This window comes from Rhodococcus sp. LB1, from assembly GCF_001583455.1.
GTDB classification, from domain to species: domain Bacteria; phylum Actinomycetota; class Actinomycetes; order Mycobacteriales; family Mycobacteriaceae; genus Rhodococcus_F; species Rhodococcus_F opacus.
Genome location: NZ_LTCZ01000148.1, coordinates 1 through 12836, shown reverse-complemented (window position 1 = coordinate 12836; position 12836 = coordinate 1). Strand labels below are relative to the sequence as shown.

At 70.3% G+C, this 12836-nt stretch carries 12 protein-coding genes; 9 read left to right on the top strand and 3 right to left on the bottom strand.

Annotated elements, in window-relative coordinates; genetic code table 11:
- Positions 1-391: 391 nt before the first annotated feature.
- Both AZG88_RS21070 and AZG88_RS21065 read right to left on the bottom strand, forming a co-directional pair.
- Positions 392-820: a DUF3040 domain-containing protein gene (locus AZG88_RS21070; RefSeq protein WP_005247640.1), complete on the bottom strand. Its 429-nt coding sequence runs from the start codon at positions 818-820 to the stop codon at positions 392-394.
- A gap of 233 nt (positions 821-1053) precedes the next feature.
- Positions 1054-1518, bottom strand: coding sequence for an SAV_6107 family HEPN domain-containing protein (locus AZG88_RS21065; RefSeq protein WP_231914115.1), 465 nt, complete (start codon positions 1516-1518; stop codon positions 1054-1056).
- 173 nt (positions 1519-1691) lie between these two features.
- On the opposite strand from AZG88_RS21065, the gene AZG88_RS21060 reads away from it, so the two are divergent.
- From AZG88_RS21060 to AZG88_RS21040, 5 genes are read left to right on the top strand one after another with little or no spacing between them, the layout of a single operon-like run.
- Positions 1692-2303, top strand: a complete 612-nt coding sequence (locus AZG88_RS21060; protein WP_025432878.1) for a GNAT family N-acetyltransferase — start codon at positions 1692-1694, stop codon at positions 2301-2303.
- A complete protein-coding gene (locus AZG88_RS21055; protein WP_061698836.1) occupies positions 2300-3874 on the top strand; it encodes a phytoene desaturase family protein in 1575 nt (524 codons plus the stop codon). Before AZG88_RS21060 ends, AZG88_RS21055 begins: the two co-directional genes overlap by 4 nt.
- Positions 3871-4683, top strand: a complete 813-nt coding sequence (locus tag AZG88_RS21050; RefSeq protein WP_025432880.1) for a carotenoid biosynthesis protein — start codon at positions 3871-3873, stop codon at positions 4681-4683. Before AZG88_RS21055 ends, AZG88_RS21050 begins: the two co-directional genes overlap by 4 nt.
- Positions 4684-4714: 31 nt before the next feature.
- On the top strand, positions 4715-5428 hold the full coding sequence (locus AZG88_RS21045) for an LppM family (lipo)protein (protein WP_005247649.1): 714 nt from the start codon (positions 4715-4717) through the stop codon (positions 5426-5428).
- Complete coding sequence (locus tag AZG88_RS21040) at positions 5425-6585, top strand: glycosyltransferase (protein ID WP_061698834.1); 1161 nt, start codon at positions 5425-5427, stop codon at positions 6583-6585. The genes AZG88_RS21045 and AZG88_RS21040 overlap by 4 nt, the downstream gene beginning before the upstream one ends.
- Here the strand turns inward: AZG88_RS21040 and metF are convergent.
- Entirely contained in the window at positions 6578-7543 is a 966-nt protein-coding gene (gene metF, locus AZG88_RS21035) for a methylenetetrahydrofolate reductase [NAD(P)H] (RefSeq protein WP_005247654.1), read from the bottom strand. The two genes, AZG88_RS21040 and metF, sit on opposite strands and share 8 nt — an antisense overlap.
- Before the next feature lie 189 nt (positions 7544-7732).
- Between metF and AZG88_RS21030 the strand changes: the two genes are divergently transcribed.
- From AZG88_RS21030 to AZG88_RS21015, 4 genes are all read left to right on the top strand, one after another.
- Positions 7733-8830: a polyprenyl synthetase family protein gene (locus AZG88_RS21030; protein WP_179443394.1), complete on the top strand. Its 1098-nt coding sequence runs from the start codon at positions 7733-7735 to the stop codon at positions 8828-8830.
- 9 nt (positions 8831-8839) lie between these two features.
- Complete coding sequence (crtI, locus tag AZG88_RS21025) at positions 8840-10465, top strand: phytoene desaturase family protein (RefSeq protein ID WP_061698830.1); 1626 nt, start codon at positions 8840-8842, stop codon at positions 10463-10465.
- Positions 10466-10586: 121 nt separating this feature from the next.
- Positions 10587-12191: an alpha-(1->6)-mannopyranosyltransferase A gene (locus tag AZG88_RS21020; RefSeq protein ID WP_005247659.1), complete on the top strand. Its 1605-nt coding sequence runs from the start codon at positions 10587-10589 to the stop codon at positions 12189-12191.
- A gap of 7 nt (positions 12192-12198) precedes the next feature.
- The coding region (locus AZG88_RS21015; protein ID WP_061698828.1) for a phytoene/squalene synthase family protein at positions 12199-12836 on the top strand (638 nt) is incomplete at its 3' end.

Below are 12836 nucleotides of genomic sequence, written 5' to 3'. Positions count from 1 at the left end.
AGGTGGATAACGGCGTGTTGTCGCCCAATTTGCCCAATACTTGCTGGTCAACGCTTATTGCAGAAGGTGGGGGAAAATTCCCGACGTGATCACCGACACGAGCCGAGCCGATCGGGCTCGGTCGCACATCGGCCCAATAAGCAGCAAAAGCCCAGGTGAAAGCACAGTACGAGGGGCCGACGCCCCCACCTCGCGGTTCATCGCGGGGCGCAGGGGGGAAAGTGGGGAAACGAGGTGGGTGAGGGTGGGGATTCGTGGGCCGGAACGTTCACTGGCCCCACCGGATCGACCCTGACCTACCGCACCCAGGCGACCGGAGCACGGACCGGACACAGCAGTGGCGGCGTGGCATCACCTGCCACGCCGCCACTGTGTTGCCGAGCGGGTCGAACTACTCCTGCTCGAATCTCTTCTTGAAGCGGTCTTCCATTCGCGACGAGAATCCGCCACTCTTGCGCCCGCCTCGGGGCTTACCGCGATCGGCACGGCCGGTCTCGCCTTGCGTGGTCGAGCCACCACGTGAGGACTGTCCGGACTTGCTCTTTCCTCCACCCCACAGGAGGAGGACTCCGGCACCGAACATGACGATGAAGCCGATCAGGCTGATGACGGGAAAACCGCCCGGCTTGATCGGTAGGGCGACGCCGGCGATGAGCAGGACCAGCCCCAGAACGAACAGGGCCACCGCCTGCAATCGACGACGACTCGATGCCGCACGCATGCGACCGCCTCGCACAGTGGAGGCGAACTTGGGATCCTCGGCGTAGAGAGCGCTCTCGATCTGGTCGAGCATGCGCTGCTCGTGCTCGGAGAGTGGCACGGTACCTCCCCCGGCACTGGAGTGTTGGCCACCGCCTCACGGTGCGAGACGGTGGGTAACCGACTTTGGCGGCTACCTAGATTTAATAATACGAGCAGTTCGATCCCCGTACCACCTACTCCACGTACGAGTTCGACACCAACCTTACGGACTCCCGCACCGAACCCCGTTCGGGGCACCGCAATGTCGCGGACGCCTCACCGTTTTCCCGCTGTTTCCGGCCCACAGCCCGGCTACGACGCCCGCAGATCGAGACCTGCGCCACGTCCGATGTGATCTTCGACGTGCTGGAGAAAGCGCCCGACCTCGACAAAGAACTCGTCCGCCTCGAGATCGGTGAGGGTTCGCGACATTCCCGCCTCGATCGCGGCGCGGGTGGCCGAGTGCCCGGCGAAGTAGTCGGCCCAGTTCACGAATTCCGGCGCCGCGTCGGCCATGAGAACCCAGGCGTTACGCGTTCGTGTCCGTCTGCTCCCCGCCGCAGGCCCCTCGACGGCGGCCAGCACTGCGCCCGCGCCGCGGAGCGCGGCCAGATACGCACTGTGGAATCGATCCGCCGGCCCACCGGCCCCCACCGATTGGGCGAGGAGCGCGTCGGCGCGATCGAGCAGCGCCGAACCCCGCCTGGAGCCCGGGTTGCGTATGTCACCCGGTCGGCGCGAGTTCCCAGAGGTCGGTCCCGTGACCGGGTTCGTCATCACTTCGAACACCTCCAAAACCCCGGTGCAACCACCCCGCCGGGCGTAGTCAGTTCGTGAGTTCGGGGGCCGGCGATGCTCGCTTCCCTCGAGCATCGCCGGATCCCCGCTATCGAACATCCGTTCGACCTATTCAATATAGCTGGACCCACCGACACGTCGTCAAGAGAAAGGTGAGACCGGTCGACACGAACGCTGACCAGACTCCACTCGTGGTCGAACTCACGGCCACCGAGTTCCGCGACCGCCTGCACGAGGCGCTGTCGATCTACGTCGCCGCCATGGGCTATCCCCACGGCACCGAATACCACCGGGCGCCGATGTGGAACGAGCACCTGCAGCGCTCGGGGTGGCGTGGCGTCGGCGCGCTCGTCCCGGCCGGCGACGGATCCGCCGACAACGCGGCCGCCCGTCTCGTCGCCGTCGCCTACGGCTACCGCGGGGCGCCCGAACAGTGGTGGCACCAGCAGGTCCGTTCCGGTCTGCGCCACACCGGGTGGACCCGGGACCAGATCGACGTGATCCTCGGCAACTACTTCGAACTCACCGAACTCCACGTCCACCCGGACGCCCAGGGAAATCGGCTCGGCGAAACCCTGCTCCTCCGCCTCCTCGACCGCAGGCCCGAACGCGGGGTGCTGCTCTCCACCCCGGAAGTGGCGGACGAGGACAACCGCGCGTGGCGGCTGTATCGCCGCCTCGGCTTCAGAGATGTCCTGCGCCACTTCCGATTCGCCGGGGACAACCGGCCGTTCGCCGTGCTGGGACGCGGGCTTCCCCTGTGATCGACGCGGTGGTGGTGGGATCGGGACACAACGCCCTCGTGTCGGCGTGTTACCTCGCGCGGTCCGGATGGTCGGTCGAGGTGATCGAACGCGACACCGTCATCGGTGGCGCGGTGTCCACGGTGGAACGCTTCCCCGGGTACAAGGTCGACCGTGGGTCGTCCGCGCACATCATGGTCCGTCACACGGGAATCGTCGAGGAACTCGACCTCGGCGCGCACGGCCTGCGGTACCTCGACTGCGATCCGTGGGCGTTCGCCCCCGCCCCCGCGGGTTCGGATCGGCCGGGGATCGTGTTCCGCCGCAGCCTGGACGCGACGTGCCGGTCCATCGAGGAGTCCTGCGGCGCCGCGGACGCCGACGCGTACCGACGGTTCGTCGCGGTGTGGGGTCCGCGCAGCGCACGCGTCATGCGCGCGTTCTCGAATCCGCCGACCGGGCCCGCGCTGCTCTCGTCGTTCTGGGGGCTCGACACGGGCGGCGGCGGCAGCGACCTCTCCCGGCAGTTCCTCGGTTCCGGCGACGCGCTGCTCGACGAGTACTTCGACGACGAGCGCCTCAAGGCCGCCCTCGCGTGGTTCGGCGCCCAGTCCGGTCCGCCGATGTCGGAGCCGGGGACGGCGCCGATGGTCGGATTCGCCGCCCTGATGCACACCATTCCGCCCGGCCGGGCCGTCGGCGGCAGCGGAGCCCTGACCGCGGCTCTCGCCGCGAAGCTGCGCGCCGACTCCGGGACCGTCTCGCTCGGCGACTCGGTGGTCTCGCTGAGCCGCGACGGCGACTCCTGGACGACGCAGACGGCGTCCGGGCGGGAGATCCGCTCGCGTGCGGTGGTCGCGGGCTGTCACGTGCTGACCACCCTCGGCCTGCTCGAACGGGGTGGGTACGACGCGCAGACCCTCGACCGGTGGCGTCGCCGGATCCGCGTCGGCCCGGGGATCGGGATGGTCGTGCGGCTGGCCACCGACGCCCTCCCCGCCTATCCGAGCGCGCCCGACGCCTCGGTCACCCACGGGCTCCAGTTGCTCGTCTCGGATCGCGCACACCTGCGGCTCGCGCACGGCGCGGCACTCGCCGGGGAACTCCCGCCGCGGCCCGCGGTGCTGGGAATGAGCTTCAGCGGCCTCGACCCCACCATCGCACCCGAAGGCAGGCACCAGGTGACGCTGTGGTCGCAGTGGCAGCCGTACCGGCTGACCGGCGGCCGGCGCTGGAGCGATCTCTCCGGGCCGGAGGCCGATCGGATCGTCGCGGAGATCGACGCTCTGGCACCCGGTTTCGGTGAATCCGTCCTCGACCGGCACGTGCAGTCGCCGCAGGACCTCGAAGACGAGATGGGGTTGCTCGGCGGCAACGTCATGCACGTGGAGATGTCGCTGGACCAGATGATGATGTGGCGTCCCCTCCCCGAACTGTCCGGACACCGGGTGCCGGGGGCCGACCGCCTGTACCTCACCGGCGCCTCGACCCATCCGGGTGGCGGGGTGTCCGGCGCGAGTGGCCGCAGCGCCGCACGCATCGCGCTCCACGACGACCGGTGGGGCATGGGACGCCTGCGGCGCCGGCGATGACCTCCCGCCTGCCCCTGCTGCTCGCGGGCACGGCGATCGCGGCGCAGATCGTCTACCCGCTGGTGCACGGCGGGACCCGCGACGTCGTCACCGTGCTCGTCGTCGCGCTGCTCGCCGCGGCGTCCGTCGCGCACGCGGCCGCGACCCGGGGTGCCCGCTGGACGGTGGGACTGGTGCTCGTGACTGCGGGGCTCGGTCTGTGCTCCGAGGTCGTCGGCACGGCCACCGGCTTCCCCTACGGCTGCTACGACTACAGCGTCGACCGGCTCGGGCCCGCACTCGCCGGGGTGCCTCTCGTGGTGCCGTTCGCCTGGACGGCCGGGTTCTATCCGGTGTGGTGCGTGGCGTCCGTGCTCGCGCGCGGCCCGCACCGACGGCTGACGCGCATCGCGCTGACGACGATCGGTGTCGTCGGCTGGGACCTGTACCTCGACCCGCAGATGGTCGCGGACGGGCAGTGGCACTGGTGTGTCACCGACGCCGGCCTGCCCGGTATCGAACACATTCCGCTGACCAACTACGCCGGGTGGTTCGTCGTCGCGGCCGTGATGGCCGTCGCCGTGGACCGCATCGACCATCGCCTGGACGCCGGGACCCGGCACCCTGACGGTGTCCCGATCGGGTTGTTCCTGTGGACGTGGCTCGGTTCGGCGCTGGCGCACTCGGTGTTCCTCGGCGCCCCCGAGTTGCGGTATTCGGCGATCTACGGGTGGTTGGCGATGGGAATCCTGGGAGTTCCCCTGCTCGTATCGCTGCTTCGGCCGCGCGCCCGGCGACCCCGGACCCACGACACGCACCCTCACGCCTGACACCGATCCACTCCCCTGGCACGATACGACTGTGCAGCCGCCCTCAGTTCCGACCTCCACCCGCTCGCGGAGGGCCTTGTCCCTCGCGGCCCTCGGCCTCCTCCTCGTGCCCCTCCTCGCGGGATGCCTGCGGGTTCAGGTGTCGATGGGGGTGTCCGCCGACGACCGGGTCTCCGGCCAGATCGTCGCGGCCGCCGTGCCGGCGAACGATCAGGACAAGGGCCCGCAACTCACTCCGCCCGACTCGCTGTCGGGCAAGGTGCGCGTCCAGGAGTACAAGAAGGACGGGTACGTCGGCAGCCAGGCGTTCTTCAGCGACCTCACCTTCGGCGACGTGCAACAGCTCGGCACCATGTCGGAGCAGGCCAACGGAAGTTTCCAGATCTCGCTGAAGCGGACCGGCGACCTCGTGACCCTCGACGGGAAGGCCGATCTCGGTTCGGTACCCGCCCAGGGCACGGACGTGCAGTTCACGATCGCCTTCCCGGCGCGCGTCGCCACCACCAACGGCACCCGGGAGGGTGACTCCATCGTGTCGTGGAAACTTCCCGCCGGCGACACCTCGACGATCCGCGCCGAGGTGCGGTATTCGGACCCCAGCACCCGCAGCTTCGCGGGCTGGGCGGGCATCATGGCCGGCGTGACGCTGGGCGTCGCCGTGATCGTCGGTGCGCTGGCCTGGATGGCCCGCAACAAGGATCCGGTGATCGGCAGTGGTCGGGCACGGGACCACTCGGAGGTGTGACCGCTCCGCCGATCGAGCGGGTCGTCCGGATCGGCTCCCTGATCTCGGTTCTCGGTCTCGCCACGGCCGTCGCCAACCTGCGCCGCGCGCCGCGGCTCCCCACAGCGGACCGCCCGGTCACCGAACCCGTCACGGTCTGTATCCCGGCCCGGGACGAGCGTGACCGGTTGCCGGACCTGATCGGCGACCTGCGAGAGCAGCGAGGCGTCGACGACCTGCGGGTGTTCGTCTACGACGACGCCTCCACGGACCGGACGGCCGAGGTCGCGGAAGCCGCGAGCGGCACGGACCCCCGCTTCTCCGTGGTGCGGGGAACCGCGGAACCGCCGCCGGGCTGGGTGGGCAAACCCGCGGCGTGCCATCGGGTGAGTGAGCACGCGTTCGCGCAGGGCCGCGGTGACGGCGGGATACTCGTGTTCCTCGACGCCGACGTGCGGTTGCGTCCGGACGCGCTGAATGCCGCCTGCGCCGCGCTGCGCGAGTCCGAAGCAGCGCTGGTCTGCCCGTGGCCGTTCCAGCAGGCGGGATCGGGGACCGAGGTCCTGGTGCAGCCGCTGCTCGCGTGGTCGTGGGCGGCGACACTGCCGATCCGCGTGGCCAACCGATCACGACGCCCCTCGACGGCCGTGGCCTGCGGTCAGTTCATGGTCTTCGATTCCGCCGCGTACCGCAGGGGCGGGGGTCACCGGGCCGTCGCGGACAGCGTGACCGAGGACCTCGATATCGCTCGCCTGCTCCGGACGCGGGGGCATGCGACCACACTCGTCGTGGCCGGCCGGTCGGCGTCGTGCCGGATGTACGAGGACGCCGACGCGCTGCGCCGCGGTTACGACCGCTGGCTGTGGACGGCATTCGGCTCCCGCCTCGGTGCCGTCGCGGTCCTCGGTGCGGCAAGTGTGGCGTACCTCGCGCCGCCGATCGCGTTCGCGGCCGGACGGGGACGCGTGCGCGGGTGGGGTGCGGTGGGGTATCTCGCCGCCACGGCGTCCCGGCTGTGCGCCCGGGCACTCGAACGGGGTGGCCGCCTCACCGCCGCCGACGTGGCCGGCGCGGTCGCGCACCCGCTGTCCGTCGCCGCGGTGACGGCCCTGACGGTGTCGTCACACCGCAATCATCGCCGCGGGCGCACCCGATGGAAGGGGCGGACGCTCAGCTGACCCGCGCCGGGGTGACCGGGGCGGGATCCGCGACACCCGAACCGACCTTGTCGCCGAGCCGGGCCAGCACCTCGCTCGTGGCGCGCGCGAAGTTGAGGGTGATGAAGTGCAGACCGGGCGCACCCTCCGCGATGAGACGTTCGCTCATCTCGGTGGCGACGTCGATGCCGATCTCGCGCACGGCGGCACGGTTCTCCTCGGGACCGTCCCCCGCGGCCGTGGCCAGACGCTTCTCGAGGTGCGCCGGGAGACGCGACCCCGACAGTTCGAGCACGCGGCGGACCGACCGCAGCGACGTGATCGGCATGATCTCGGGGATGATCGGCTTCGCACCCTGTTCGGGGTCGTACGCCGACACCCGGTCGCGCAGCCGCAGGTAGTCGTCGACGTCGAAGAACATCTGGGTGATCGAGTACTCGGCGCCGGCGCGCAGCTTCGACACCAGGAACCGGGTGTCGTGCGCGAGATCGGGCGCGCGGTAGTGGCCTTCGGGGAACGACGCGACGCCGACGTGAAAGTCGCCGAGGTCGCGGACGAGCCGGACGAGGTCCTCGGCGTACTCGACGCCGTCCGGATGCTTCTCCCACTCGCCCAGCGGGTCGCCGGGCGGGTCGCCGCGCAGGACCAGGATGTTGCTGATTCCGCGGTCGGCGTAGGCGCCGACCATCGACCGCAGTTCGTCGACACTGTGGGACACGGCCGTGAGGTGCGCGACCGGCAGGAGGGTGGTCTCCTCGGCGAGCTGGCCGGTGACGCGGACCGTGCGGTCCCGCGTCGAGCCGCCCGCACCGTAGGTCATGGACACGAAGGCCGGACCCAGCCGCTCGAACTCCCGGACGGCACGCCACAGACGAGCCTCGGCGGCCTCGTCACGCGGCGGCGAGAACTCGACGGAAAAGGGGACCCGGCCGTCGCTGGACGACCGGATCCGGTCGACGATGGACGGAGTGCGGGTCACCCAACCTTCGCTGGCCCGCCCCCTGACGGAATCGAATGTCACCCGTCCAGCATAGGTAGTGCCCGGGGCAATGCACCCACTGCGTCTGCACGAGCGGCGGGATCCGGGTATCCGGCCACCCGGGAGGGCGCCCACTATGGTGGTGTCGACGCCTGTCGCCGGTCTCGGCGCGCACGCGAGAATTCGATCCTGGAGGCAACACTGTCCGTTGGAACGCGCCCCGCCGCACTCGCGGCCGAGGTCGAAAATGCGCTTCGCGACTTCTTCACCAGCCGGCAGGACCTCGTCGACTCCGTGGGCGGTGGTTACCGCGAGGCCGTGACCACCCTCGAAGACTTCGTCCTGCGCGGAGGCAAGCGAGTCCGTCCGGCCTTCGCGTGGACCGGCTGGCTCGGGGCGGGCGGCGACGCTCGCGGCCCCGAGGCCGGATCCGTGCTCCGCGCCTGCTCCGCGCTGGAACTGGTTCAGGCCTGCGCACTGGTCCACGACGACATCATCGACGCGTCCACGACGCGCCGCGGGTTCCCCACCGTCCACGTCGAGTTCGCGGAACAGCATCGTGCGGGCGCGTGGAGCGGTGATTCCGCTCACTTCGGCGAGGGCGTCGCGATCCTCCTCGGCGATCTCGCGCTGGCCTGGGCCGACGACATGATCCGCGAATCGGGCATCACCGCGGACGCGTCGGCCCGCATCTCCCCCGTCTGGTCCGCGATGCGCACCGAGGTGCTCGGCGGGCAGTTCCTCGACATCAGCAACGAGGCCCGGGCGGACGAGTCGATCGACGCCGCCATGAAGGTGAATCGGTACAAGACGGCGGCATACACCATCGAGCGGCCCCTGCACCTCGGTGCGGCGCTCGCAGGCGCCGACGAGACCCTGGTCTCGGCGTATCGCCGATTCGGCACCGACATCGGTATCGCCTTCCAGCTCCGCGACGACCTGCTCGGCGTGTTCGGCGATCCGGCCGTGACGGGCAAGCCCTCGGGCGACGACCTGCGGGCGGGCAAGCGCACCGTCCTGTTCGCGATGTCGCTGCAGCGCGCCGACGCCGAAGACCCCGCGGCGGCCGAACTCCTCCGCGAGGGCATCGGCACCGATCTGTCCGATTCGGACGTGGACACCCTCCGGACCACGATCACCTCGCTCGGCGCGGTCGCGGACGTGGAGAAGCAGATCGAGGACCTCGTCGGGAACGCGCTGTCGACGCTGGCGGCGAGCACCGCCACCACCGAGGCGAAGCAGCAGCTCACCGAGATGGCCGTCGCCGCGACGCGCCGCGACTACTGAGGGTCCGGGATGGCCCGCGCGCTCCGGACGGTTCCCGGCCGCACCGATCACGTCGTGGTCGTCGGTGCCGGCCTCGCCGGTCTCTCGGCCGCTCTGTACCTCGCCGGATCGGGCCGGCGCGTCACCGTCCTCGAACGAGAGTCGTCACCGGGCGGCCGGGTGGGCACCTACCGTGGTCCCGGCTACGACATCGACAACGGTGCCACCGTCCTCACGATGCCCGAACTGGTCGGCGAGGCCCTGGCCGCCGTCGGCTCGGATTTCGAGTCCACCCGGCCGGCGCTCGTCCTCGAGCGGCTGGCGCCGGCGTATCACGCGCGGTTCGCCGACGGTTCCTCGCTGGACGTGCACTCCGATCCCGATGCGATGGTCGCCGAGGTCAGCCGGGTGTGCGGGCCGGAGGAATCGGCCAGGTACCTGCGGCTGCGGCGCTGGCTCGGCCGGATCTTCGACGCCGAGTACCACCGCTTCATGGACGCGAACTTCGACTCGCCGCTCGATCTCGTCTCGTCCCCCGCGGCCGCGCGGGATCTGCTGACGCTCACCGCCCTGGGCGGGTTCGGCAGGCTCGGCGCCCGGGTCGACCGCACGATCACCGATCCGAGACTCCGCCGGATCTTCACGTTCCAGGCCCTGTACGCCGGGGTCGCTCCCGCCGACGCACTCGCGGTGTACGGCGCGATCGCCCACATGGACACCTCGCTCGGCGTCTACTTCCCCCGCGGCGGGATGCGCTCGATCGCGCTCGCCCTCGCCGACGCCCTCACCACCGCGGGCGGTGAGATCCGGTTCGACACCGAGGTCGCGGCACTCGAGCGAAGCGGCGACCGCGTCGGCGCCGTCGTCACGGCGGCGGGTGACCGCATCGACTGCGACGCGCTGGTGCTCACCCCGGACACCGCCGTCGTCGACACACTGCTCCGCCCGGTGACACGCCGGACGCCCCGCCGGGTGCGGGTGTCGCCGTCCGCCGTGGTCCTGCACGGGACCGTCCCCACCGCGGTCGCGTCGCAGTGGGCCGCCCAACGGCACCACACCATCGACTTCGGTCACGCGTGGAAACGGACGTTCGCGGAGATCACCGCTCGCGCGGGGCGCGGACGGCTCATGACGGACCCGTCGCTGCTGATCACCCGGCCCGCCCTGTCGGATCCGGGCCTCGCCGTGGATCGCGCGGGCACTCCCTCGGAACCGCTGTCGGTGCTGGCGCCCTGCCCGAACCTGCACAGCGCACCGCTGGAGTGGTCGTCGCTGACCGGCCCGTACGTGAACGAACTGCTGCGCGAACTCGAGACGCGCGGGTACACCGGGATCGCGGAGCATTTCACGATCGACCACGTCGACACCCCCCTGACCTGGCTCGGCAAGGGCATGGCGGCGGGCAGTCCGTTCGCAGCAGCGCACGTGTTCCGGCAGACCGGACCGTTCCGGCGCCCCAACCTGGTCAGGGGGCTGGACAACGTCGTGCTCGCCGGTTCCGGCACCGTCCCGGGCGTCGGAGTTCCGACCGTCCTGCTGTCGGGGAAGCTCGCGGCCGCGCGCATCACCGGGCCCACCTCAGCACGAAGTGCGGAAAGACCCACCGCAGCACGAAGTGCGGAAAGACACCCGGAAGCATCAAGTGCGGGAGGATAGGGCGAGGCGTGGCGGGAACTGGTGCCGGCAGCAATTAAACTGGTTCCTCGACCATGCGATGCGCACGACGACGAGCGCACCGACCGCAACCGAACTCACCTCGGGGGAGGAATCTGCACTCATGACGTCCTCTGCCCGGCAGGCGACCGTCGCCGCTGCGACGACCACGCCGCAGCGGTCGTGGCCCCAGACCACGGCCGACTTCCTCCGCAGCCCGGAGGGGCACGCCGCCATCCTCGGTTTCGCGGGCGCCGTGATGATGACGTTCGGTGGTTTCGGTGCGGGCAGCGTCCGCCGCGAGGATCCGCTCCTGGAGGCGATGCACCTGTCGTGGCTCCGGTTCGGTCACGGTCAGATCCTGTCGACCGTCATCGTGTGGGTGGGTGTCGTCGCGATGATCACGGCCTGGGTGCGGCTGGGCCGGGCGACGCTCGGCGGCGACGTCACCCTCCGGCAGTTGCGGATGGTGGTCCCGGTGTGGACGGCGCCGCTGCTGCTGGCCGTGCCGATGTTCAGCCGGGACGCCTACTCCTATCTGGCGCAGGGTGCGCTCCTGCGTGACGGGTTCGACCCCTACGCCGTCGGGCCGGTGGTCAACCCGGGCGTGCTCCTCGACAACGTCAGCAACGTGTGGACCACCACCACCGCGCCGTACGGTCCGCTGTTCCTGCTCCTCAGTCAGGGGATCACCGGGCTGACCGGCGACAACGTGATCGCCGGGACGATGCTCCTGCGCGTGACGATGCTGCCCGGACTCGCGCTCATGGTGTGGGGAGTCCCGCACCTCGCGCGGCACCTCGGCGGCAATCCGGCGATCGCCCTGTGGCTCGCCGTGCTCAATCCTCTGGTCCTCGTCCACCTCATCGGCGGTGTCCACAACGAACTGCTGATGGTCGGCCTGATGATCGCCGGCATCGCGCTCGTCCTCGAACGTCGCCATCTCGCCGGGATCGCCCTCGTCGCGGTCGCGGTCGCGATCAAGGCGACGGCAGGCGCCGCGCTGCCCTTCATGGTGTGGATCTGGATGCTCCACGAGAAGGAGAAGGCCGAGGCGGAAGGGCGCACACCCGCGTCGCCGCTCGCGTCGTTCGCGAAGACCGCGGGCGCGGGATTCGCCGTGTTCGTGGCGATCTTCGCGGCCGCGTCCGCCGTCGCCGGTGTCGGGCTCGGCTGGATGACCGCGCTGTCCGGGTCGAACAAGATCATCAACTGGTTGTCGCTGCCGACGATCCTCGCCCACATCGTGACCGTCGGAACGTCGTGGTTCGCGGAGCTGCGGCTGGGTGAGGTGCTGGCCATCACCCGCCCGATCTGCGCGGTGGCCCTTGTCACGATCGTGCTGGCGGCCTGGTGGCGCTACCGGAAGACCGAGCGTGACGCGATTCTCGGAATTCTCATCGTCCTGGTCGCGATCGTGATCCTGTCGCCCGCGGCACTGCCCTGGTACTACTCGTGGCCGATCGCCATCGCGGCCGGCTTCGCGTTGTCGACGCGGACCCTGATGATCCTCGTCGGGTTGTCCACCTGGTTGATGCTGGTGTTCCAGCCCGACGGCTCGATCGGCCTCTACACGTTCCCGCACGTCGTGCTCGCGACGTTCGCCGCGGTCGTCGCGGCCGTCTCGCTCCGCACGGTCGATCCGCTGCGGCTGCGCGCACCCCGGCCCGTCGAGGAAGTGCGCACCGACGACCTCGCAGGTGCTGCGACGTCGTCCCGCGTCGAATGACCGGTCGATGACCGAGCTGGCCGACAGTTACCGGTTCTGCGGCGCGGTGACGGCGGAGCACGGTCGCACCTACCATCTCGCGACCCGGTTGCTTCCCGAGCGCCGCCGGGCCGCCGTGCATTCCCTCTACGGGTTCGCCCGCACGGTCGACGACATCGTGGACGTCGATCCCGGTCGGACGGCGGGCGACTGCGCCGCCGAACTCGATCGGATCGATGCGGCACTGCGACTCGGCTTCACCGACCGGAACGCGGTCGGGCCGGATGCGTGCGCACCGGAGATGAGACGGGTCCTTCCCGCGTTCCTCGACACCGTGGCATCCTTCGACATCCCCCACGACTACTTCTTCGCGTTCCTGGAGTCCATGCGGATGGATGTTCCGGGAACCGCGGAGCATCGGGCCGAGTACGGCACCATGACCGAACTCCGGACGTACATGTACGGATCGGCCGTCGTGATCGGGTTGCAGATGCTGCCCGTCCTCGGAACCACCGGGCCCGTCGCCGATGCCGAACCGCACGCTGCGGCTCTCGGTGAGGCGTTCCAGCTGACCAATTTCCTTCGCGACGTCGGCGAGGACCTGGATCGGGGCCGGGTCTACCTCCCGGCCGACGAATTGGCCGCGTTCGGTGTCGACACCGAAGT

Coding starts and splice junctions, on each gene's coding strand:
- AZG88_RS21065 (WP_231914115.1), bottom strand. CDS start 1,518: ATGACGAACCCGGTCACGGGACCGACCTCTGGGAACTCGCGCCGACCG.
- AZG88_RS21050 (WP_025432880.1), top strand. CDS start 3,871: ATGACCTCCCGCCTGCCCCTGCTGCTCGCGGGCACGGCGATCGCGGCG.
- crtI (WP_061698830.1), top strand. CDS start 8,840: ATGGCCCGCGCGCTCCGGACGGTTCCCGGCCGCACCGATCACGTCGTG.
- AZG88_RS21020 (WP_005247659.1), top strand. CDS start 10,587: ATGACGTCCTCTGCCCGGCAGGCGACCGTCGCCGCTGCGACGACCACG.